The following is a 22,695-nucleotide window of genomic DNA, read 5'->3' on the forward strand; positions in this document are numbered from 1 at the left end:
GATGGTAGGCTCACAAATGCTGAAGCTACGAAGCTTCTATTTGTTTATTGGCTTGGCAGGGGGCATGTTTAATCCATATTTGACACTACTGCTGGTTCAGAATGGATTGACGAGCAGCAGTGTCGGTGTTCTGATGGCGATTGGTACGCTGGTATCCATTTTGGTTCAGCCGATATGGGGAATTATTGTGGATCAATATCGTCAAATGCGGCTGGTGCTCATTTTGAGTGTAGCGGTTCCGGGGATTATGGCTGTATGTTATCAGTCGGAGCGTTTTGTTCTGATGGCGCTTGTGTATTCCACTATGGCAATATTTACGGCAACGCAGGCGCCGATTGCGGATTCCTATGCGATTGTGGCGGCCAAGAAGGCAGGAACGACCTATGGCAGTATACGATTTATGGCAAGTATAGGCAATGCGGTGGGCGGTTACGCCGGGGGGCTATTTGTATCGCTGTTATCTGTGACTATGATGTGGGTACCTTTTTTGGTGCTGAACAGTCTTGCGGCCCTGACGGCGCTGGCGTTGCCGAAAAATACGGAGGAAGATCTCGTGCTGCGCAAATCGTTTTCGGACGGCATTGGTCAATTGATACGCAACAGGACATTTTTAATATTTTTGGGGGGCAGTTTTTTAGTAAATCAGACGTTAACCGCATTCAACACCTATTTCGTATTGGCCTTTAAGATGTCGGGAGGACTTACGAATTTGGTCGGGGTTGCTCTGCTGATTGCGTCCATTACGAATGTCCCCTCCATGCTGCTCGCTTCACGAGTGATTCGAAAGATTGGGTTAGAGAGAACTCTTTTGCTAGGAGCAGTCGCTTATATGATTCGATGGGGAATTCAATTAGCTTTTCCCGACCCTACCGTTATGATTGCTGTGCAGGTGCTGCACGGATTGTCATTTGGTTTTTTCTACATCGCAGCGGTCGAGTATGTTTCACATGTAACTGAAAAGGATATGCAAGCGACCGGACAAAGCGTGTTCAATATGGTATTTGCCGGGCTGGCAGGGATTGTAGGTAATTTGTTAAATGGCTTTCTTCTTCACGCTGGAGGGCCGCAATTAATGAACCTGGCGTGTCTGATCAGCGCAACCTTGGGGGCATTAATGATGGTTTATGTATCACGTAGCCGTAAGGATGGGAAAACAGGGAAGGTACGCAAGCTATCCATGAGCCTCCCTTCAGAGACTTCACAGTAGGAGTAGTGACGTTAGTATTTCATTGAAATTAACAAAATGTAGTGTGAGCATCGAATCCCTGATGAGGGTGAGGATGCTCTTTTTTTCGTGCGAAAAACTTTTAAATCACGTGATATGGAACTATAGCTCACACGAAACGAACAAAGAAAATGGTTTATTCACAGGAAAATAGTGATTTTTAATAAGAGTAAGCGCTTCATCATGTTCAGTAATCGCTTTCAATCAACCGGTTTATGATTGGGAAACTAGTTTATTGTCAGTTTTCCTGCGGTCATGTCATACTAAGGCACATCCCGGACCAAAAGGGACAGACTCATGCAGATGCATGAAATGTCATAACCTCCTCATCAGAAGAGGCGACGAACGGGAAAAGCAGACAAAGGGGTGTTCAGGAATGAGTGGGAATAAGGCTGGAGGAACATTGAAGAAGCTTCGTCTGCTGCTTGCAGCTACGGTTGCACTGTCGGTTGTATTGAGCGGATGCTCGTCGGGTGAGGCGGACAAGACTTCGACCGCTACCGGAAACAAGGGTGGTTCATTGAAGGTTGAAATTTTTGACAGAGGCAATACACCTCAGGGCTATACCATTACTGACAGCTATTTAACCCGATATGCAAAAGAAAACTTTGGCAAACCCAACGATATTGATCTGACGTACGTGCCCGTTCAGCGCTCCGAAGAAGTTACCAAGCTGAATGTTCTGATGGCTAGCGGTGGTGATGTACCTGATATCGTGTTCACTTATGATTCCGGAACCTTTGAACGGTATGCGGAGCAGGGTGGACTGACAGACTTGACCCCTCTGCTGAATGAGTACGGCCCAAATCTTAAAAAATTCCTCGGTGAAGATACGCTCAGCTACGGTCAGGTGGGGGGCAAGCAGTTCGCCATTCCTGGCAAACGTACCATCTTAGGGAAATATTCCTCTTTTATTCGTCAGGATTGGCTCGATACGCTGAATATGCCTGTTCCTAAAACGACAGACGAACTATACAACACGCTAAAAGCGTTCAAGGAAAAAGACCCCGGCAAGACCGGCGGTAAGGTCGTTCCGCTGGGGATGACGATGGAGCCGGGGCAATATGATCCGCTGTTGTGGTCTTTTATTAAGCCAGTGACAGATGAGCAGAAATATACGCTAACCCAAGAGCTGGGTTCCCGTGACTATCCAATCCTGCTACCTGGATTCAAGGATGGAGTTCAGTTTATGAACAAGCTTTACAATGAGAATCTGATCAGCAAGGACTTTGGTCTGGATAAGGACAAAAAACAGCTGACTCAGGATATTCAAAGCGGAAATACCGGTTTTTTCAGTGAAGATTACGACAACATCTATTATAACGACTCCGCCTATCCGAATCTGTTGGCTAACCAGTCCGCAGCGAAGCTGACTCCAATGGACCCTTATACCAACAGTGAGGGTAAGCACGCCAAGCCAGAATTTGCATCCAATGGACTCTACATTATGGTACCTAAATCCAGTGAGCATGCGATTGAGGCGATCAAGTATCTCGACTGGATGTCTTCCGAGAAGGTGTTGCTTGATATGCAAAATGGTGTGGAAGGCGAGAACTATACCTTGAAAGACGGAATTCCAGTTGCCAAGGAGAAACCGACACAAGAAGCGCAGGATCGTATCTATAATCAGGGTGATGTGGTCATTATTGCGAATGGCAAGATTGCAGGAGACGATAACAAAAACAAGGAAGCCTTTGTTTTGGGCATGCCGTCCCAATTCCAGGAGGATGTTCGCAAGGCGATGGATATTTCCAACACGGACACAATTTCACCAGTGAAATTTGACCATCCGATTAAAGCCGAGTCCAAATACAGTAACTCATTGCTGGATAAGTTTGACGAAATGGTCGTTAAATCCGTGATGGTGCCTCCGGCGCAGTTTGATGCAACATTCGAAGCGGCGTTGAAGGATTATATGGTGAGCGGTGGTCAAGCGATATTGGATGAGCGTACCGAAGCTTATAAGGCCATGACAGGCAAGTAAGAAGGCGGAAAGTAAAGGAGGAGACAGCGCATGAAAGGGAACGTTTACTTCCGCAGATATTGGCAATTATACGCGTTGCTTGTGCTGCCCCTGGCCTACTTCATTGTGTTCAAATATGGTCCGATGTGGGGAGTACAGATCGCGTTTAAGGATTTCAACTTTTTTCAGGGAATTACAGGGAGTGAGTGGATCGGGTTCGATGCGTTTAGAGAAGTGTTTCGTATGGATGATTTTTATCGAACGCTGCGCAATACCATCGTGCTAAATCTGCTTGATTTGCTGGTATCTTTTCCAGCACCTTTAATCTTGGCGATTTTGCTCTATGAAATGAAAGTAGTCTGGTTTAAAAAGCTGTCACAAACGATTTTGTACGTTCCCCATTTTATTTCGTGGGTGATTATTGGCGGGATTGTGTACCAGGTGTTTGGTACGCAGTCCGGCATGATCAACAATGTGCTTACTTCGCTCGGGTTTCAGGCGATTCCATTTTTGACAGATAAAAATGACTGGGTACTCACCTACCTGCTGACAGGGGTGTGGCAAAGTGCAGGCTGGGGAACGATTTTGTACCTCGCTGCCTTGACCGGGATTAACCGGGAATTGTTCGAAGCTGCCGAGGTAGATGGTGCAGGACGCATGAAAAGAATTTGGTACATTACGATCCCTGGCATGAAAACGACTATTGCTACGCTTCTTATCATTAATTTGGGTAATATGATCACCATTGGCTTTGATCGTCCTTATGTAATTGGAAATGTGGCGGTTCGAGATTATTCCGATGTACTTAGCACGTTCGTGTATCGCATCGGGATGGAATCCGGGCAATATACGCTGGCAACGGTGGTAGGCCTGTTCCAAGCTGTGGTTGGTCTCATCTTCGTATTAGGAGCTAACTATGCCTCCAAGAAACTGACAGATGAAAGTATTATGTAAGGGGAAAGGAGCTGACATCTGATGAGTGAACGTACTGCAAATCGCACCTTTGATATCGTAACCACCGTGTTAGTGGCTGTGGCTGTACTACTGTGCTTGGCCCCGTTTATTCACATTTTGTCTATTTCCTTTAGCTCGAACCGGGCCATTACATCCGGGGAAGTTACTTTGTTCCCAGTAGAGTTCAATTTGAAGGCATACGGAAAGGTCTTTTCTGATATGAGCATGATCCGTTCGCTCGGGTTTACAGTTATGCTGACGCTGATCACGACAGTGCTGAGTATGTTAATGACAATTATCGCAGCATATCCATTAACAAAGAAACACCTAAGAGGTCGTAAAACGATTATGTTCATTATTGTAGTAACGATGTTTTTCAGCGGCGGCATCATTCCTGAATACATTCTGGTGCGCGACTTACATTTGTTGAATAATATGTGGTCCCTTATTTTACCAGGGCTGATCAGCCCGTTTTATCTGATTATTTTGATTTCCTTTTTTAATGGGATTCCAGAAAGCTTGGGAGAAGCAGCAGAAATCGATGGCAGCAGCCAGTTCGGCACTTTGCTTCGGATTGTACTGCCGCTGTCCCTGCCTGTGCTGGCGACATTAAGCCTGTTTTACGGTGTAGGCCGTTGGAACGGATTTCAGGATACGCTGATGTATATTCAAACCCCCGACTTGTTCCCGTTACAGCTCAAGCTGTATCAAATGATTCAAAATAATATGGTATCCGAGCTAACCAGGCTGGAAGGAGCCAGTGGCGCGAGAATTACGCCTGAAGGGTTGAAGGCAGCAAGTGTCATTTTTGCAACGGTTCCAATTCTGCTAGTGTATCCGTGGCTGCAAAGATATTTTGTCAGCGGCGTGATGGTGGGAGCGGTGAAAGGGTGATGATAATGAAGGCGAAGGGGGAATATTCCTTTTCCACCTGTTGGAATATTAAAAAGCATACGGTCGGCCGAGAACTTGTAGAGGAAATCCGTCAGTTGGGCTTTAGCAGGGTGGAGTTGAACTATAACATTACCCGGGAAATGCTGACGACGATTGAGCCTATGATTGAGCGGGGAGAAATCGGCATATCGAGTGTGCATAATACATTTCCTCATACACCAGACCCGGATTACGGCACGGATTCCGTTCTGCTCGGGTTTGACGATGAAAGCAAGCGACAACGTGCGATAGAGCTGTTGGTGCAATCTGCGGAATATGCGCATCGTTATGGTGCAAAAGCGGTAGTTGTGCATCCCGGAGAGGTTCCATTTCCATATGATATCAGTGAGGAACTAGAGGATATTTTCAATGAGCAGGGCAGGGATTCTGCTGCTTATCAAACGTTGTGGGGCCAAATGCTGGAGCGTCGGAATTCACTGAGTGGGCACTATGTACAACGCATCCGTGATAGTCTGGAAGAGGTGTGTGACCGCATCGCATCCAAGGGATATGATGTAGCCATTGGCATTGAAACGCGTTCACGTTGCTATCAGATGCCTACGTTGCAGGAGGCAAAGACGATTATAGATCGTTTGAAGGGTGCACCTGTCTATCTGTGGTATGACATTGGACACGGTATGATTATGGACCGAATGGGACTGTACGACAACGCCAAGGAAGCCAATGAAATGATCGACTATATTCTTGGTGTTCATATTCATGAAACCATTGGATTATCTGATCACTGGTGCCCTTATATTCATAGCGGTGATCTGGAGTTCTTTGATCGTTTCGTGAATATTATCCGGCAGGCCCCTATTAAGGTTTATGAGCTGAAAGCAGCTTGTCAGCCGGAGGATATTGAACGTAGCCATGAGTTGCTGACAAGTAAGATAGCGAAGCTTCAGCCGCAAGGATGATAAACGATTATGGATATTACAGGGGTTGAGAGGAATGTATAGTAAAATCGTAGCGATCAACGATGCCTGGGTAAAACCAGGTATGGACCATCAGGTACTGGATGCTGACAGCCGTTATTACGGCGGAGTGACTGATGATGAGAATGGAATCGCCTGGCCTAATCATTCGGTTGGTACTCCTGCCGCAATGGCGATCTGGGCGGCAGCGCTCGTCAATCCGGATTCTGCATATTATCGGAATGAGGATGTACTCATCCGACTGGAGCTGGCTGCGCAGTACATGCTACGTGTGCAGCATGAGGACGGTTCTATTTCACCGGGCTGGACCAATTTTCACTCGCCACCGGATACAGCGTTCGTGGTGGTAGGCTACGCCCAGGTCTATCAGCTGCTGGTTGGTGACGACTGGCTGGAGTTGCGTCGGGTGACTGATGCGATCTACTTGTTTCTGGAGCGGACGATTCCGGTCATGCTGACCGGAGGTTGCCATACGCCAAATCACCGTTGGGTATTGTGTGCTGCGCTGGGATTTCTACATGAGCTGTTTGATCTGCCCGAGGCGCTCGTGCGGGCTGAGGCTTGGCTAGCCGAAGGGCTGGACGGGACACCAGATGGCGAATGGACGGAGCGCAGCAACGGAATTTATAATGCCGTTAGCGATATTATGCTGATTCATGCTGCCCGATTATTAAAACTGCCGGAGCTACTAGAGTCGGTGCGCCGTAATTTACGCATGATGGTGTACCTTGTCCATCCTGATGGCGAAGTGGTCACAGAGTATTCAGGGAGACAGGATTTTGGGGTGATCATGAACTTATCTTCTTATCTTCTACCATATGCCATGCTGGCTACAGAGGATGAGGACGCTATATTTGAAGCGATGGCTGTCGCCGCTATTCAAGTCATGGATCATCCTGGCGGTGCTCCTATCAATGCGGCTGTGCGCTTTTTACTAGATCCGCGTTTGCAAACTCGTAAAGTATCGCCAGCTACATTACCTGTCACCTATAACCAACTACTGAACGGAGACTTCCCAAGGGCTGACTATCTGAGTCGAATGGATGAGGCAGGCCATCACCAGCAGATTTATCATAGCCGACTGCATACGGACTTTGGAGCGCCAGTCGTTCGATATCGGCAGGAGGATACCAGTGCCACACTGATGACCGAGGCTTCATCATTCCTATCGTTGCGGCACGGAGATGCACGATTATTGGCGGTTCAGGCTGCATCGTATTTCTCGCCTGGTTTTGTACCCATGCAGAAGCTGACAGCTCACGAACATGGTTGGACTCTGTCGGGCACACAGGTCAAAGGTTATTATGGCCCTGTAGCGGCCTTAGATCTGCCGCCTACCTCGGAGGAGGAAGTCAGTCCGTGGTACTTGCTTCCGCATCACAAACGGCCATTAACCCATGAACAAAAGCATGAAATTCGGGTCGATGTGGATCGTCAGGGTGATGTGTGGACGCTTCGTTTTCGCTCAGAGGGTCCAGTAGATTGCATGACACAGATTCGTTTTATTTTTGGGCGCGAAGGACGCTTCACTTGCGGGGAATACAGGCTGGTTAACGAAACGGTTCAATGTTGGACTGGCGGTATGGCGCGCTATGAATCTGGGAATGCGTGGTTTGAGCTGCTGGGAACAACCGTAGAGCATAAGGCTAATTCGGTAAGGGGAGCCACTCTCCCCATGGATTGCCATACATTGCTGGTTAATTGGGTGACTCCGTTTGATCATACGATCCGCATTCGTATGTCGCCTTTACCTGTGAGTGAAGTCTAAAACACAGTAAGCATCTATTTTTCGGGGATGAGGTCAATTCCCGGAGAACGGATGTTTTTTTATGTTCATTTATGCCGGGGTAGAGCGCTTCCATTGAGCTTGAAGCCATTGTGGTGTACACTGTCCAGAACAGGTGTAAATTGGAACGTCAGGAAGGCAGGACGGTTACAAGGAGGAAAGACACATATGTATGCCCGTTTAAGATCGTTAAATTATCCACTAAAACTCTATGTTTTTTTAGCACTGGCCTTATGCTCCGTAATCAGTACATTGTGGATCATTAACGTGCGACTGCCCTCAGGGGGCCGCCCTTATCTTTTTATTTGGTGGAATATGATGTTGGCCTGGATTCCTATGCTGTTGACGCTACTGCTTGATGTAATGTACAGCTCGTGGAGGCGGGGAACAAGGACATTTTTACTCTGGGTTACGGGGGCGGCATGGCTTTTCTTTTATCCCAATACACCCTATTTGATCACAGATTTGCTGCATGTATTCGCCAGATATCCATTTCTCGGGGAGCAACGTTTCTGGGGAAATCCGTACTTTTGGAATCATGTACTGGGAATGCTGCTGGTAGCCGTACTTGGCCTGACAATGGGTTTTGTATCGCTCGAATCCGTACGACAATTGGTACAGCGTGCACGTGGTGGGCTTGTTAGTTGGCTGTTTATGTTGGCGGTACTCTTGTTGAGTAGCCTGGGTATTTACATTGGCCGTTTCTTTCGAGGGAACACATGGGATATTGTTTCTGCGCCCTCTCAACTGTATGCACAAGTATCTTCCATATGGGCAGACTCCTTGCAACGTACTCATTTTGTGGAGTTTAGTGGGATGGTATTCGTCATTTTGCTCGTCAGCTATGTATCCACGATGTGCGTAGTCTGGATGGGGAACAACCGCCAGGACGAATGGCGTCGCTGGTGATTTGATTGCAGCTGAGTGGCTGGATATCATCAAAAAATGTAAAAACAAAGGAGGAATAGCTACAATGAACGGACAGAATCGATCCGATATCCGCGCTGGTCTTCAGGTAGATATTGTACTTAAAAAGGATCAGCCTACCGGTAAGCTGACGCGAGGAACGGTGAAAGATATTTTGACCAATTCCCCGCGTCATCCGCATGGAATCAAAGTGCGTTTGGCAGACGGACAGGTTGGGCGTGTCAAACATATCGTAACGAACGAAGGCTAGAGCTTTGGGCTGAGGAGGAATGAAGATGAACCAGGCAACGGCATGGTCTAAAAATGATCGCTACCCGCTTGTTTTACTTGTATTGCTGGCGCTTGCCCTCATTTGGTCCTTGATTCGCCCGGTGGATTATTTTACATGGGTACTGGAAGTTCTACCCGCGGTTTTGGGAGCTGTGCTGCTGACGGCTTTGTACCGTAGATTTCGGTTTACCAATCTGGTATACACCCTAATCTGGCTGCACGCATTGATCTTGATTGTCGGTGGACATTATACCTATGCCGAAATGCCACTGTTCAACTGGATCCGGGATACGTTCGGACTGGAGCGCAATTATTATGATCGACTTGGGCATTTTGTACAAGGTTTTGTACCTGCACTCATTGTCAGGGAAGTGCTGTTGCGTAAAACGGCCTTGGGAAGCGGGAGCTGGCTCACTTTCCTCACGGTTAGTGTGTGTCTTGCGATCAGCGCTGTGTACGAGCTGATTGAGTTTGCTGTAGCCAAGGCAACCGGAACGGCAGCAGAAGCCTTTTTGGGCACACAGGGAGATGTATGGGATACCCAATGGGATATGCTTCTTGCGTTCATCGGTGCCTTGACCGCAGTGATTTTGTTGAGTGGGGTACATAACAAGCTGCTGAAACAATTAAGGTATTAGCAGAATTTATTTACCTCGCTTTTATCATGCTATCTGGAATTTCGCTGTTTTTGAAGGCTACATTCGCGTCATGGGACGGCTGTCGAGGTGTAGGGTTGCTGCGTCCATGTAGCTGTCCAGTAGCCGTTCAAAAATACGGTCCCACGTCTGCTCCAGGCTGTAGGCTCTACCCGATCTGGACATAGAATCGCGAAGTGAGGCATCCTCGTACAACAGGTGTACAGCTTTGGCAAAGGCAGCGGCGTCCCCAGCAGGACACAATAGTCCTGTTTTTCCATGGATTAGATTATCTTTTACCCCGCCTTCATTGGCACCGACCACAGGTGTACCGCTCGCCATAGCCTCCAGTACAACGTTGCCGAAGGTTTCCGTGGTGGAAGGGAAGAGAAATACGTCGGCTGCGGCGTAGAGTTCAGCTAATTCCGGCCCTTTCACAAAACCAAGCCAGTGGACTGCATGCTCCGGTACCCCTATATCCGCTGTAGTTTTGACCTTATACAATGGACCATCTCCTGCAATGACCAACACAGAGGCTGCGCGGACGTCGTCGGGTAACTGGAGATAGGAATCCAGTAACGTGTCTATCCCCTTTTCCGGTGCAAGCCTGCCCACATACAAAATAACAAATGCATCTGCATGAACGCCCCATTTCCTCCATACTGCATTACGGTCCACCTTTGGTTGAAATCGGTCAGTATCAATGCCTCTACTCCAGATTTCGAGCTGCCCCATTCCTTTATTGCGCAACAATTCCATGGTTGATTGAGAAGGGACATACACCCTTTCGCAATGTCTGTGAAACCAGAGCATGTATTTCCATAACGCGGGTTCAAGCCAGCGAAGCTTGTAATATTCGAGGTATTTATCAAAGTGGGTGTGATATGAGGCGACGAGTGGAATATGGTGTTTGGCTGCGTAGCTTGTTCCATACAGGCCAAGGTTAAACGGAGTAGCGACATGAATCAAATGCGGGGAAAAGGCTGACAGACGCTCGTTGATCTGTTTGGCGTTGGGGATCGCAAGTCTGCATTCCCGGTACAATAAAAAGGGAATACTCCGAAATCGCTCCACACCCGGCCCAGAGGGCAGATGATGGTCTGCCTCCGGTGCGAAGACGAGCGTAGATACTCCATGTGTCTCCAGATAGCCAATCCATCGTTCCAGGGTCAGAGCAGCGCCATTCACGTCAGGCGTATACGTGTCCGTAAATAATGCAACTCGAAGCATGCCTTCATTCCTCCTCCGCCATTCTCATTTATCCTATGACGTTCCAGGGGAGTCCGCTTGGAGGCTCCGGCTTTTATTGTGTCATGATTTTGTTTACGGGCTTGCCGGGTTTTGTAAAAGCTGGCCCGCGGACGGGCGCTTTTCTCGGAACATTCTGTAATAGACGAGGGAAGACAAAATATAGAAAACACCTGTCATGCTAAATGTGATGGCATAGCCCCAGTAGTTGCCATAAGTTGTAACCAAATAGGCTTGTACAGGTCCCATACCTGCGGTGCCTAGCATCCAGGTCGTCTGGAGAATGGAGTTGGCAATGCCACGATTTTTATCTGACACACGTTCGACGAGAATGGCGGTTTGCAGCGGATTGGCTGCATTCATTAGCGCTTGCCTGAATAGAAAGCTGATGGAAGCGATCCATAGCACGTTCGTAAAGCCTGTAATGAGAAGGAACGGTAGCGAAAGCATTTGGAAGCCAACTACAGCTCTGACCAGTCCTATTCGGCTACCGAGGGTAGGTCCGATCAACATGGAGAGGATGGTCATGAGCTGGCCGAGTGCAATCAGTAAACTCATTGCGCTGAGTGATACGGAGAAGCGGTTCGTAAAATACAAATTAAGATACGGGATGACCAGACCTGAACCTAACCCAAGAAAAAACTGGGCCAGAACAAATTGTCCAATAACCCGGCGATCAGAAGAAGCAGCAGGCGTCTCCGAGTCAGGTATATCGGATGTACTGTGCGGCGTATGTACTTGTTCTGTTTGAGGTGAAGATTCGGCAGGAGCTGGTGCTTCTAAGGTTGCCGTAGTTTTTGTGATGAATAATAGAGGAATAAAAGCGGTCAATGTTGCCATTCCTCCAAGGAACAGAGCAACCCGCAGACTGGATAGCGGTGTGATTCCCCACGTCTGCAGCCCATCTGCGAGTACACCACCCCCGAAGCTGCCTAGGACTTGGGCTGCCAGTACAAGAGCTGAGTAATAGCTGAATATTTTTAAGCGTTGGGCTTTACTTATGCTTTCCGCTAAGAAAGGCACAGCCAGCACCTGAATAAAGGCGGCGAATACACCTGAGATTACGGCAAATACCAACATGCTTCCACTGGTATCTGTAAAGGTACGGGCGAGAAAGGCCAGGCCGCTGAATAACGCGCCGATGAGCAGCATATTTTTGCGGCTCGTCCGATCGCCCCAAAATCCGACCGGAATGAACAGCAACGCCGTCGCTAGCGCCTGCATGCTGACCACTTGGCCGTTCATATCATCGTCAAAGCCAAGCTTTTGGATATACAGGTTGTACAGCACAGAAAACATTCCCGTACCCATCTGGTACAGCAGATTGGCCATAAAAAACAATCGGATATTACGCGGCCACTTTCGGGGCTCTTCTAACATTTTGCTAATCCATGACACGATGAGTTCCTCCTGTGACGTTGTTGAAAATAAGTTAATTCTGTTGATATGTATTCTATCAGGAACTGTACATTTCATAAATATTCCTGATCTCCGATTGATTTGGGTAATAATAAAGCATGGACTTTACATTGAATTTTCATTATAGTAATTCGGTATGAATAAATTTGAAAGGTAAGCAGGAGGGATGGCTTTGGCTTTTGGAGCACGGGTGTTAAAAACGGGAATCGCAGTGACGCTCGCCCTTTTTCTGAGCACGCTTTTGAACACCCATTCGCCTGTGGGGGCAGCGATAGCCGCTATTTTTGCCATGCAACCGTCGATATATAGGTCGTGGCGTTATTTTCTGGATCAACTCCAAACAAGCACACTAGGTGCAATCATGGCGTTGCTGGGCGGAATGGTATTTTCGAATGAGCCGATTGCAGTCGGGCTGGTATGTGTATTGGTACTTATGATATGTCTGAAAATAAATATGGCTGATACGGTTGGATTGACACTTGTGACCGTTGTTTCTGTAATGGAAGCCTCAGGAGACTGGAAATTTGCGGTGACCCGCTTTGCGCTCACTTTGATTGGGATTGTGTCTGCTTTTGTCATCAATGTTAGCGTTTTTCCCCCGAAACCGAAAAGGCAGTTTATTAATCAGATTCAAAATGTATTTAACAGCATGTCTTTGTTGCTGCGTACTGCCATTTCCGATGAGATTAAGGAGTCTGTCTTTAAAGAGGAAAAAGGAAATCTGGAGGGAGCCATTAAATCGCTTTCGGACAAATATCATTTGTTCGAGGAAGAGCAGAAGAAACTCAAGCGCTCTAAGTTTAGTCAAACGAGACAAATGGTAGTATACAAACAAATGCTCGGAAGTTTGCACAAAGGATATGAGGTACTGGATGCAGTGGAAAGGCACTACTTCCAGTCTTTAAGGCCAAAGGGAACGGATGCTTTTTTTGACAGTCATCTGGAGCTACTGATTCGTTTTCACGAGCATGCTCTACTGAAATTCGAAAATAAGCTAAAACCGAATGAGGACGAAAGTGAATTGTTTCAGCAAGCCAACGGCGAATTTATGAAGCATGCGATTACACGTTTTGACCATTGTCAGGAGGGAATGCTGCGGCTTTCCATTGTAGCTGCGGCGATGTACGACTATGGTCATCAGCTGGAGAGGCTGAGCAGACTGGCCGATCATATTCATCCTGTGGAAGAGAGCAGATAGGCGAATTTCCTAAAAGAAAAGCGACCGCATTCATCAATCAGATGGCTGGTCGCTTTTTTATGTAATGAATTCAATTATGTAAGAACAGGTTAATAGAAGGTTGCCAGAACGCACAAAAAAAGCCCGCTGGTTGCGAACAGGGACTGAACTTGATACAATAGAGGATGCTCTGTTTTATGGTAAAACCATATGCTTAAGTTGTAAATCACACTTCTTTTTATATTATAGCATGCTTCAAAGGATTAGTCAATTTTCCCGGATCAGGGGGATGCCGTGAGTATGCCCGGGTCCATAATAGAGCATAGTTTGTACGCAAGGGAGCCCTGCGTGGAGCAGGAGGAAACGGAACAGGAGCGATGTCAGTGACTACTGAACAGCAATGGAATGAAGAACAACGAAGAGTAGAAGATGTGACCGCAGTGATTAGCGGGCGTATTCGGAAGCTAGAGACAGAGGTTGGTTCTGTGCGCGGAGATGTCGTCGATATGCGTAAAGACTTCTGGGATGAGGTAACGATCAATTTCAGTGAGGCGGATGATGTGGGCGAGACGTCCACCAGTTTGCGTCAGCAGTCTGAGATTTTGTCTGAGCGGGAACGAAGACACAAGCATTCTACAGAGGCGTTAGGTCGTTTGAAAAAGTTACTTGATTCACCGTATTTTGCACGCATTGATTTTGCTGAGGAAGGGCAGACTGCGGAACGTGTTTATCTGGGAATTGCCTCCCTGCTGGATAATCAAGATGAGGAGTTTCTGATATACGACTGGCGCGCGCCTATTTCCAATCTTTATTACGATAACATGCCGGGGCCCGCTTCATATAAGACCCCGGCAGGGGAGATGGAAGGGGAACTCACGCTTAAGCGCCAATTCTCGATCCGTGATGGACAGATCCGTTTTATGTTCGATACAGGGGTGACGATTGGAGACGAACTTCTTCAAGCAGTATTGAGCCGCAGCTCGGATGCTCAAATGAAAAGTATTGTCGCTACCATCCAAAAGGAGCAGAATCGCATCATCCGTGATGATCGAAGTCGGATGCTCATTGTTCAGGGGGCGGCGGGAAGTGGCAAAACCTCTGCTGCGCTTCAGAGAGTAGCGTATTTGCTGTATAAGTACCGGGATCGCTTACGAGCGGATCAGGTCGTGTTATTTTCGCCTAACCCGATGTTCAACAGTTATGTATCGACAGTATTGCCTGAATTGGGTGAGGAAAATATGCTTCAGGCCACGTTTCAGGAATATTTGGAGCGGCGTTTGGGCCGGGAGTTTCAGTTAGAAGATCCATTTGAACAGCTGGAATATGTGCTTTCAGCGTCGTTACAGCCTGGGTATGAAGCTAGGATGGAGGGTATCCGCTTTAAGTCGTCCAAGACATTCTTACATGTGATTACAGGCTACAAGACGTATTTGGAACAGGAGGGAATGCGTTTTAAACCCATCCGCTTTCAGGGACGTGAGGTGGTTTCAGTAGAGCAAATGGCACGCAAGTTTTATGAATTCGACTCTACGGTGCGGCTGGCGAACCGATTGGAACTGCTGCGGGATTGGATGCTCAAAGAGCTGGCCCGCTTTGGTAAGGAAGAATGCTCCGCCCCATGGGTGGATCAACAGATGGATCTGATGGAGCCGGAGGATTATCAGCGTGCCTATAACCGCATGCGCCGTAAATCCAAGAATAAGGGCGATACCTTCGACGATTTTACGCGTGAAAGAGAAATATTGGCGCGTATGGTGGTCAGTGACCGCTTAAAGCCCCTGCGCAAATGGATTAAGGCGCTTCGCTTCGTAGATACGACCCGGCTCTACAGCGAGCTGTTTATGAACGAGACGCTGCTGAGCCAACTGGCGAATCATGCAGAGCTGCCCGTCAGCTGGGGTGAAATTAGTCGACAAACTCTGGAACGAATTCAGGCTGGGGAGTTAGCGTATGAGGATGTGACACCCTTTTTATATTTGCGTGAGTTGATGCTGGGTTTCCGTTCTAATAGCAACATCCGTCACGTGTTTATTGATGAGGCACAGGACTATTCCCCATTCCAACTGGCTTTCTTCAAGCGCTTATTTCCACAGGCTAAAATGACGGCACTGGGTGATTTTAATCAGGCTATCTATGCCCATGCCTCGGTGCTTCAGGATGCAGAGCCATTGTATGACTTGTATGGTGCAGATCAGACCGAAATGATTTCCCTGACACGAAGCTATCGCTCAACACAGGAGATTGTGGAATTTACTCGGGGGATGGTCGCTGGGGGAGAGCACATTGTACCGTTTAATCGTAAGGGTGAGAAGCCTCTTGTAACCGAGGTGCATTCGCGTGAAAAGTTGCATCAACAGATAGCTGGGAATGTCACAGAATTGTTGGCAGAAGGCTATGAATCCATCGCGGTGATTTGTAAAAATGCTGACGAAAGCGCGGCAGCCTACGAAGCGCTGGAAGGAAAGCTGTCAGTGAAGCCAAAATTGATTAAGAAAACAACTCCCGCTTTTGAAAAGGGGATTCATATCATTCCGGCCTACCTGGCAAAAGGCGTGGAATTCGATGCGGTCCTGATTTATGACGGATCAGCGAAACAATACCAGCGTGAGAGTGAGCGTAAGTTATTCTACACCGCCTGTACGCGAGCGATGCATCTGCTGCATATTTATAGCATAGGGGAGATTACGCCATTCGTGAGTTTACGGGATTCGGATACGTATACTCGCAAAGTGGAAGAACGTGATCGTGTTCTATAGAGAGGACATTGGCAATCAGCTGGGGGCAAATACCTTAGAAACCCATGCGATGCTTGAATAGATGTAGAGTTGGCTGGCATTATGGAGCGTATTCCAGTAACATAAGCAAATAAGAAAAACAGGTAAGAAGCATAAACGGAGGTTACAAACGTAATGGACATGAAGAGTGTATTTCAACGCCCGCCGCTGGCGGACTGTGTACCCGAGCTGGTGGCTACAGCTAGAGGGGAGCGCAAGGCATCGCTGGTGATCCGCGGAGGAACGCTGGTCAATGTGGTATCGGGCGAATTGCTGCCAGGCATGTCTATTGCTGTGCAAGGTTCTCGTATCGCTTACGTCGGTAGGGACGTCAGTCATACGATTGGAGAAGACACCATAATCATTGAAGCCGAAGGCCGCTATATGGCACCGGGGTTACTGGACGGACATTGTCACATCGAAAGCACACAGCTGACCGTAACTGAGTTCGCTAAGGCTGTACTGCCGCTGGGAGTGACGGGTGGTTTTTTTGACCCGCATGAAATTTCCAATGTACTGGGTCTAAAAGGGCTTCGTCTGATGCTGGACGAAGCACGTACGACACCGCTTGCTGCTTACATGCAGGTGGCTTCTTGCGTGCCGTCCACAGGTCCGGAACTGGAAACGACGGGTGCCTCCTTCGGCCCGGCGGAAGTCGCAGAGGCGTTAAGCTGGGGCCCGGATATGATCGGGCTGGGCGAAGTCATGAATTTCCCTGGTGTCGTCTATGGAGACGATGTGATGATCGGGGAAATTCAGGCCACGCTGCGCGCGGGCAAGGTGGCGGATGGCCATTTTACATGGGCCTCCGATGATTGGCGTCTGCCGGTCTATGCAGCCGCGGGAATTACGGGCGACCACGAGTGTGTCACGCCCGAGGATGTAGCCGAGCGTATCCGACTCGGCATGTATGCCAAGATGCGGCAAGGCTCCGCATGGCATGATGTGGCCGAGACGATCCGAGCCAGCACGGAAATGGGTCTCGACACGCGCCGCATGATGCTGGTAACGGATGACCGCAGCGCAGAATCCTTGCTCCATGAAGGACAGATGGATTTCGTCGTGCGTCATGCCATTGCACAGGGCGTCAAGCCCGTAACCGCGTTTCAGATGGCCACGCTGAATACGGCAGAGCGCTTCGGCGTGGCACGGGATATCGGAGCGATCATTCCGGGTGCGATTGCCGACATTATTTTGCTTGATGGCCGATTGGCCGAAGTGAATGTGACGGCTACCATCGCAGCGGGCCAGCTGGTGGCCGAGCACGGTCAAATGGTCGCCGATTGGGACGGCTTCGATTATCCTGCGGAAGTGATGGACACCGTCCATCTGGGGCGAGAGCTGAGTGCTGCAGATTTCCGCATTGCGGCTCCAGTACAGGAGGGGGATGTACCTGTACGAGTGATTCGTGTTACGGAAAATCACGTGGACACGAAGGAAGTGCGGATGACCGTTCCGGTCCGTAATGGAGAAGTCACGGCAGATTCTGCACAGGATTTGTGCAAAATAGCCGTTTTCGAGCGCCATCATGCCAGTGGCAGTCACGCGGTTGCACTTGTAACAGGTGTAGGCTTCACCGAGCCGGCTGCGATTGCCATGACCGTCGCGCATGATAGCCACAACCTGCTCGTCATTGGTAATGATGACGAGCTCATGACCCAGGCGGCGAAGCAGGCTGTTGCCCTGCGTGGTGGCGTGGTCGTCGTATCCGCCTCGGGTGAGACGCGCTTCCCGCTGCCTATCGCCGGGCTGATGTCCCCAGCTCCGTTTGCAGAGGTGGCTGCGCAGTCCGAAAGTATCAGCCGGGCGCTTCAGCAATCCGGCTGCATGCTGAACAACGCGCTGATGACACTGTCACTGCTCGCACTGGTCGTTATCCCTGAAATCCGTCTGTCGGATCAGGGGCTTGTCGTGATCGGAGCGGATGGCATCCGCAAGGTATCTCTTTTCGTGGAAGAGGATGCTGCGGAAGTCTGATAGAACACGTCGCTGGGGGTTGTCCTGCAGGTCTGCCCAGACCTGAGGGATAACCCCTGTTTTTCATATACGAAGCCAAAAAAGTTATCTTCGATTCCTTTATAAAAGTCAAGGAGTGGTGAGCAGATGCATCCCTGTTATCGTTCATTAGAAAAGATGGCTCATCAAGCCTCGATTATAGAGCAGGATTGGAACAGGTTTGTAGAGCAAACCCATGTGAAGCATATTCAGCAGGGAATTTGCCTTTTATCTTTTGGAGACGAAAAAAGTGTAATTAGAAAAAATCACATTATACAGTTGTGTTACTTATAATCTTCAGAAAACCGTTTTTCCCAGCGGTAAACATTAACTGATTAATGGATTTTCTTGCGGTATCGTTAAACAAATACCACTCATCTTTCGATACGTCATGAACTAAAATCTCTGGATATTCTGTTGAAAGTTCAGATGGAACAGGACTAATTAAAGAATAAATATCAAAACGAACTAAGCTTTTCCCTTTTTGGTCTAAGAAATCATATTGTGCATTTTTATAATAAGACCCAAATGTGTCAATAGTGAAGCTCCAAGAGTAGTTTGCAGGTGCTTCAACCTTTTCACCTATGTTTTTTGCAAAAATATTATAAATGGTTTCATTAAATGCATTTACATTAATTTGCTGAACTACGCCGCCCATAAACATATGGTATTCATATTGCAATGCTTTTACTTGTACACCGTCTATGAACAATGGTTTAGTATCAACAGTCACTGCAAAGTTGTTGTAATTGACATTACAGCCAAACGTCTCTGCAATAAAACGAAGTGGAACATATATGCGATTATTTTTCGTGTATGGTTTTACATCAAGCAGTATCTTTTCTCCGTTTTTTTCCGCGGTGCTTCTATTTATTGCTAATTTCACTTTCATATCGCTTTTTGCGAGAATAACCTCGGAATTGGACCACTCGACGCTAGCCCCCAAACTTTCACTAATAACACGTAGAGGTACCATTGTGCGTTTGTTCTTCATTTCGGGCTTCACATCGGATGTAGTAGTCACACCGTCAACTTTGATTTGATTTTCTGCTGCATAAGTAGTGGACGATGAAATAAATAAAAAAATTGTAAGAAAAGCCCCAAAGAAAGCTTTTTTCATAAATGATTGCTCCTTTCTTGGTTTAATTTGTTGCACAGCAACTTTACCCCATATTAAGACGCAACTGGATAAAGATCGTTGCGCTGTCCTGTCTGTTAACTTAACGTAACAACCAGTTTGTACTATTTAATTAACTTCCGACATTTACCAACTTTAAACTTCTAATCTTCCTGGGGAATTATGTCGATAACATTGAATATTATTCATAAAATTTATCAAAGTAAATCCTTAGGGGGAAAGTTAATGAGAATACAGCTAAAAGTTGCGATTTCTCTAGCATGTTTAATGATGTTTATAGGTTGCTCAGCCTCACCAGTATCACAGCAGACGACCAAGATTACACTTTTGAATTCCAAAAGTGAAATAAAAACTCAGTTAGAAGAAGTAGCAAAACAATACAATCAAGAGCACTCTGAAGTATCTTTGGAGATTATTACCGCTCCTGAGGGGACGTCTGCATATCAAAAGCTGATGTCGATGTACGGCTCAGGAAGTCCCGCTACCATGTCGATGCTGGATCCTGGGGATGCTCAGCAATTTCTGGATAAAGCCGTTGATTTAAGCAAAGAAAAGTGGGTAGCTGATACGATAGAAAATGGACTTGACGCCGTTAAGAAAAGTGATGCTGTGCTGGGGTTTCCATTTGCAGTGGAAGGCTACGGATTAATTTACAATAAGAAAGTGCTGGACAAAGCAACAGGTGGGGCTTTTGATGCTTCCTCGGTAAAAAGCAGAAGCAGCCTGAACTCATTAATGGCTAGGATTCAGAAGACGGGAGTAGCACCGGTCATGCTTTCACCAATGGACTGGTCTCTCGGCTCTCATCTTTTAGCTTTGTCTTATTCTGTTCAGCCTGGGGGTTTTCCGGAGTTTGTTAAAGGTATGCAGGATAACTCCATAGACATGTCCCAAAACAGTGTGATGTCTGGATGGGTACAAACTTTAGACCTACTCAAGGATAACAGCATCAATAAGAATTCGCCTTTGGACAGCACGTATGACGATGGAGCTAAAGCATTAGGAGAGGGAAAAGTGGGGCTTTGGTTTATGGGCAACTGGGCTTGGGCGGGGATTAAGAGCAATGATACAGCAAATGAGGAATACGGTTTTTTGCCCCTTCCGTTAAGCGATAATACGGATGACCCTAACAATGCTAAGATTACAGTCGGTGTAACAAAGTATATTTTCATTGACTCCACAGCTACCACACCTCAGGAGCAAGAGGAAGCAAAGAAGTTTCTGAACTGGCTGGTATACGACAAGTCCGGACAAGATTTTCTGGTAAACAAGGCTAATACGGTACCCGCGTTCAAAAATATTGATTTAGAGCCTGCCGATCCTTTGGGAAGATCAATCAAGTCGTATATCTCGAGCGGAAAGACGCTGCCGTTTATGTCAACCCTTCCACCTGATCATGGGGCCATCACAGGAGCATCTATCCAAAGCTACATCAGTGGAAAGATAGATAAGGCTGAGCTGTTGCGCCAAATACGCATATATTGGAAAGCTCAGCAGTGATGACACGAGACCAGTCACGGGAGGAAGATAAAGATGTTTAAATTAACGTTAAAGAAAAAAATAATTAGTGCAGCGCTCATACTGGTTATCGTACTTTCCCTTTCAAGTGTTATAGGCGTCATTAAGATGTCGGAAATGGGAGAGGCTTCTGACAAGGTAAATAACAGGTCTTTACCCGCGGTTATTCTTCTTCAGGGTATGGATAAGCAGATTACAGAAATCGATAGACTCACCGTTCGATTGATACTTGAAGAGGATGCGGCTGTTCGCAGCACTTATCAAGAAGAACTAACCAAAGCTACTGCTTCAATGGATAAGAGTGTAAATGAATATCAAAGTTTAGCCTCTACGGCAGAGGAAAAAGAACTGTTCACCAACTTTTATGGTCAGTGGGCAATGTATCTTCGCCATCTCAAAGTGGTTTCCGCTGCCATGGAAGAAAACGACAAAGTGATGGCCTACATGATCATTCATGGAAATTCTTCTATTTATAAGGCAGCATTAGACGATGTAAATAAACTGAAGCTACTTAATGAGCAGTACGCTACTGATGCCGCTAATCAATCGAGTCAATCTTACCATTCAGGTAGAATTTTAATGATTTCTCTGACGATCATATGTACGATACTTGGAATCATTGGTTCTTTTTTACTGGCTCAATCGTTCACTAAGCCCATATTAAAGATAGCGGAACAGATAAAGCTGGTAACGAGGGGGAACCTGCAAGTGGAACCCCTTAGTATCCGATCAAAAGATGAGGTCGGGGAACTGGCATCCGATTTTAATGAAATGTGCGATTCACTGCGCAACCTTTTAAAGGAAGTTGTGGATAATTCCTTACTGGTTGCCTCTACGGCTGAACAGTTAACGGCCAGTGCGGAACAGACAAGCATCGCTACCGAGCAGATAGCTATAAGTGCCACTCAAGTCGCAGAGGGATCTCAGACACAGCTTGCAGATATAGCTGAAACGCTGAATTACACGGTAGACGTTTCTAAAAGTGTAGACAACATAACCAATCGCTTTGTTCATGTGGCTAATCTCACAACCCAAGCACAAGAAAAAGCAAACAACGGGAAAACCCGAATGTCTTCGACTGTCTCCCAAATAAGAGATGTGCATACCAAGGTAACTCAATCCGCTGAAGTGGTAAATATTCTAGGCGAAAAGTCGGCGGAGATTAAACAGATCACAGCTATGATCAGTGATATAGCAGCCCGAACCAACTTGCTTTCACTAAATGCGAGTATAGAAGCTGCAAGAGCGGGAGAGCAGGGAAAAGGGTTTGCGGTTGTTGCTTTTGAAGTACGCAATTTGTCGGCACAAGCAAGTGAAGCAACAGGCAAGATCTCTTCTCTGGTCAACGAAATTACCTTAAGAACAAACGAAGTCGTGCTTTCAATGAACGAAGGTGTTCAATCTCTAAATGAAGGTATGATGCTTGTCGAAGGTGTCGGTAACGTCTTTTCTGAGATTGTAGGTGCCGTTGAAGAAGTGAGCGGTGAGGTGGACACTGCGGCTGTAGAAGCAAGATCTGTAAATGAAGGAACCGTTTCTATGGTGGAATCTATGAGAAAAATTGCTGAAATCTCCGAACGTGCAGCCGATTCTACTCAAACAGTCGCAAGCGTGGTCGAGGAAACTACCGCTTCCATGCAGGAAGTGTCTGCAGGTGCTAACATGCTTGCCAAGCGGGCGGAAGAGATGAATCAAACGGTGTCGGTATTCAAGATTTAAAATAAGCTTCAAATTAACTGGAGTTAAGAGCGGCAGCCTTGGACGAGAAAAACAAGTCCTAGACTGCCGCTGTTCT

The 22,695-nt window shown here is 47.2% G+C and carries 17 protein-coding genes; 14 read left to right on the forward strand and 3 right to left on the reverse strand.

The window, feature by feature from the left end:
- Position 1 precedes the first annotated feature (1 nt).
- The 9 genes from ACM1ND_RS09645 to ACM1ND_RS09685 all read left to right on the forward strand — a co-directional run bounded on the left by ACM1ND_RS09645 (position 2) and on the right by ACM1ND_RS09685 (position 9,634).
- Positions 2-1,207 (forward strand): MFS transporter, encoded by a 1,206-nt coding sequence (locus ACM1ND_RS09645; RefSeq protein WP_075154049.1) that lies wholly within the window; start codon positions 2-4, stop codon positions 1,205-1,207.
- Positions 1,208-1,601: 394 nt separating this feature from the next.
- Entirely contained in the window at positions 1,602-3,209 is a 1,608-nt protein-coding gene (locus ACM1ND_RS09650; protein ID WP_418027623.1) for an extracellular solute-binding protein, read from the forward strand.
- A gap of 30 nt (positions 3,210-3,239) precedes the next feature.
- Positions 3,240-4,142 (forward strand): ABC transporter permease, encoded by a 903-nt coding sequence (locus tag ACM1ND_RS09655; RefSeq protein WP_025721738.1) that lies wholly within the window; start codon positions 3,240-3,242, stop codon positions 4,140-4,142.
- A 21-nt stretch (positions 4,143-4,163) separates the two neighbouring features.
- The gene (locus tag ACM1ND_RS09660) at positions 4,164-5,036 is read left to right on the forward strand and encodes a carbohydrate ABC transporter permease (RefSeq protein WP_103744386.1); all 873 of its coding nucleotides are present in this window, start codon (positions 4,164-4,166) and stop codon (positions 5,034-5,036) included.
- Positions 5,036-5,995 (forward strand): sugar phosphate isomerase/epimerase family protein, encoded by a 960-nt coding sequence (locus ACM1ND_RS09665; protein ID WP_034095012.1) that lies wholly within the window; start codon positions 5,036-5,038, stop codon positions 5,993-5,995. The genes ACM1ND_RS09660 and ACM1ND_RS09665 overlap by 1 nt, the downstream gene beginning before the upstream one ends.
- 34 nt (positions 5,996-6,029) lie before the next feature.
- Positions 6,030-7,781 carry a hypothetical protein gene (locus ACM1ND_RS09670; RefSeq protein ID WP_071558912.1) on the forward strand — a complete coding sequence of 584 codons (1,752 nt, stop codon included), beginning with the start codon at positions 6,030-6,032 and terminating at the stop codon, positions 7,779-7,781.
- A gap of 186 nt (positions 7,782-7,967) precedes the next feature.
- Positions 7,968-8,708: a DUF1361 domain-containing protein gene (locus tag ACM1ND_RS09675; protein WP_069080066.1), complete on the forward strand. Its 741-nt coding sequence runs from the start codon at positions 7,968-7,970 to the stop codon at positions 8,706-8,708.
- Positions 8,709-8,772: 64 nt separating this feature from the next.
- Positions 8,773-8,976, forward strand: a complete 204-nt coding sequence (locus tag ACM1ND_RS09680; protein WP_013309792.1) for a YwbE family protein — start codon at positions 8,773-8,775, stop codon at positions 8,974-8,976.
- Between the two features lie 25 nt (positions 8,977-9,001).
- Positions 9,002-9,634 carry a DUF2238 domain-containing protein gene (locus tag ACM1ND_RS09685; protein ID WP_023988099.1) on the forward strand — a complete coding sequence of 211 codons (633 nt, stop codon included), beginning with the start codon at positions 9,002-9,004 and terminating at the stop codon, positions 9,632-9,634.
- Positions 9,635-9,691: 57 nt separating this feature from the next.
- Here the strand turns inward: ACM1ND_RS09685 and ACM1ND_RS09690 are convergent, their stop codons facing one another.
- Positions 9,692-10,861 (reverse strand): glycosyltransferase family 4 protein, encoded by a 1,170-nt coding sequence (locus tag ACM1ND_RS09690; RefSeq protein ID WP_053325197.1) that lies wholly within the window; start codon positions 10,859-10,861, stop codon positions 9,692-9,694.
- A gap of 93 nt (positions 10,862-10,954) precedes the next feature.
- Complete coding sequence (locus ACM1ND_RS09695; protein WP_071558911.1) at positions 10,955-12,277, reverse strand: MFS transporter; 1,323 nt, start codon at positions 12,275-12,277, stop codon at positions 10,955-10,957.
- Between the two features lie 187 nt (positions 12,278-12,464).
- Here ACM1ND_RS09695 and ACM1ND_RS09700 point away from each other — a divergent pair, with 187 nt between their 5' ends.
- The 3 genes from ACM1ND_RS09700 (at position 12,465) to ACM1ND_RS09710 (ending at position 18,226) form a co-directional block, all read left to right on the forward strand.
- Complete coding sequence (locus ACM1ND_RS09700) at positions 12,465-13,496, forward strand: FUSC family protein (RefSeq protein WP_175405266.1); 1,032 nt, start codon at positions 12,465-12,467, stop codon at positions 13,494-13,496.
- A gap of 356 nt (positions 13,497-13,852) precedes the next feature.
- Entirely contained in the window at positions 13,853-16,231 is a 2,379-nt protein-coding gene (helD, locus tag ACM1ND_RS09705; RefSeq protein ID WP_233903858.1) for an RNA polymerase recycling motor HelD, read from the forward strand.
- Between the two features lie 153 nt (positions 16,232-16,384).
- Entirely contained in the window at positions 16,385-18,226 is a 1,842-nt protein-coding gene (locus ACM1ND_RS09710) for an adenine deaminase (protein WP_028542774.1), read from the forward strand.
- Between the two features lie 289 nt (positions 18,227-18,515).
- Here the strand turns inward: ACM1ND_RS09710 and ACM1ND_RS09715 are convergent, their stop codons facing one another.
- Positions 18,516-19,364 carry a copper amine oxidase N-terminal domain-containing protein gene (locus tag ACM1ND_RS09715; protein ID WP_071558910.1) on the reverse strand — a complete coding sequence of 283 codons (849 nt, stop codon included), beginning with the start codon at positions 19,362-19,364 and terminating at the stop codon, positions 18,516-18,518.
- A 243-nt stretch (positions 19,365-19,607) separates the two neighbouring features.
- Between ACM1ND_RS09715 and ACM1ND_RS09720 the strand changes: the two genes are divergently transcribed.
- Both ACM1ND_RS09720 and ACM1ND_RS09725 read left to right on the forward strand, forming a co-directional pair.
- On the forward strand, positions 19,608-20,882 hold the full coding sequence (locus ACM1ND_RS09720; protein ID WP_254348034.1) for an ABC transporter substrate-binding protein: 1,275 nt from the start codon (positions 19,608-19,610) through the stop codon (positions 20,880-20,882).
- A 33-nt stretch (positions 20,883-20,915) separates the two neighbouring features.
- Positions 20,916-22,619, forward strand: a complete 1,704-nt coding sequence (locus ACM1ND_RS09725) for a methyl-accepting chemotaxis protein (protein ID WP_034095013.1) — start codon at positions 20,916-20,918, stop codon at positions 22,617-22,619.
- Positions 22,620-22,695: the final 76 nt, after the last annotated feature.

The organism is Paenibacillus sp. JJ1722, assembly GCF_048282685.1.
GTDB classification, from domain to species: domain Bacteria; phylum Bacillota; class Bacilli; order Paenibacillales; family Paenibacillaceae; genus Paenibacillus; species Paenibacillus polymyxa_B.

What these genes read in the sequence shown, in the direction of transcription:
- ACM1ND_RS09645 (WP_075154049.1), top strand. Translation starts at nt 2, where the DNA reads ATGGTAGGCTCACAAATGCTGAAGCTACGAAGCTTCTATTTGTTTATT.
- ACM1ND_RS09650 (WP_418027623.1), top strand. Translation starts at nt 1,602, where the DNA reads ATGAGTGGGAATAAGGCTGGAGGAACATTGAAGAAGCTTCGTCTGCTG.
- ACM1ND_RS09655 (WP_025721738.1), top strand. Translation starts at nt 3,240, where the DNA reads ATGAAAGGGAACGTTTACTTCCGCAGATATTGGCAATTATACGCGTTG.
- ACM1ND_RS09660 (WP_103744386.1), top strand. Translation starts at nt 4,164, where the DNA reads ATGAGTGAACGTACTGCAAATCGCACCTTTGATATCGTAACCACCGTG.
- ACM1ND_RS09665 (WP_034095012.1), top strand. Translation starts at nt 5,036, where the DNA reads ATGATAATGAAGGCGAAGGGGGAATATTCCTTTTCCACCTGTTGGAAT.
- ACM1ND_RS09670 (WP_071558912.1), top strand. Translation starts at nt 6,030, where the DNA reads ATGTATAGTAAAATCGTAGCGATCAACGATGCCTGGGTAAAACCAGGT.
- ACM1ND_RS09675 (WP_069080066.1), top strand. Translation starts at nt 7,968, where the DNA reads ATGTATGCCCGTTTAAGATCGTTAAATTATCCACTAAAACTCTATGTT.
- ACM1ND_RS09680 (WP_013309792.1), top strand. Translation starts at nt 8,773, where the DNA reads ATGAACGGACAGAATCGATCCGATATCCGCGCTGGTCTTCAGGTAGAT.
- ACM1ND_RS09685 (WP_023988099.1), top strand. Translation starts at nt 9,002, where the DNA reads ATGAACCAGGCAACGGCATGGTCTAAAAATGATCGCTACCCGCTTGTT.
- ACM1ND_RS09690 (WP_053325197.1), bottom strand. Translation starts at nt 10,861, where the DNA reads ATGCTTCGAGTTGCATTATTTACGGACACGTATACGCCTGACGTGAAT.
- ACM1ND_RS09700 (WP_175405266.1), top strand. Translation starts at nt 12,465, where the DNA reads ATGGCTTTGGCTTTTGGAGCACGGGTGTTAAAAACGGGAATCGCAGTG.
- helD (WP_233903858.1), top strand. Translation starts at nt 13,853, where the DNA reads ATGTCAGTGACTACTGAACAGCAATGGAATGAAGAACAACGAAGAGTA.
- ACM1ND_RS09710 (WP_028542774.1), top strand. Translation starts at nt 16,385, where the DNA reads ATGGACATGAAGAGTGTATTTCAACGCCCGCCGCTGGCGGACTGTGTA.
- ACM1ND_RS09715 (WP_071558910.1), bottom strand. Translation starts at nt 19,364, where the DNA reads ATGAAAAAAGCTTTCTTTGGGGCTTTTCTTACAATTTTTTTATTTATT.
- ACM1ND_RS09720 (WP_254348034.1), top strand. Translation starts at nt 19,608, where the DNA reads ATGAGAATACAGCTAAAAGTTGCGATTTCTCTAGCATGTTTAATGATG.
- ACM1ND_RS09725 (WP_034095013.1), top strand. Translation starts at nt 20,916, where the DNA reads ATGTTTAAATTAACGTTAAAGAAAAAAATAATTAGTGCAGCGCTCATA.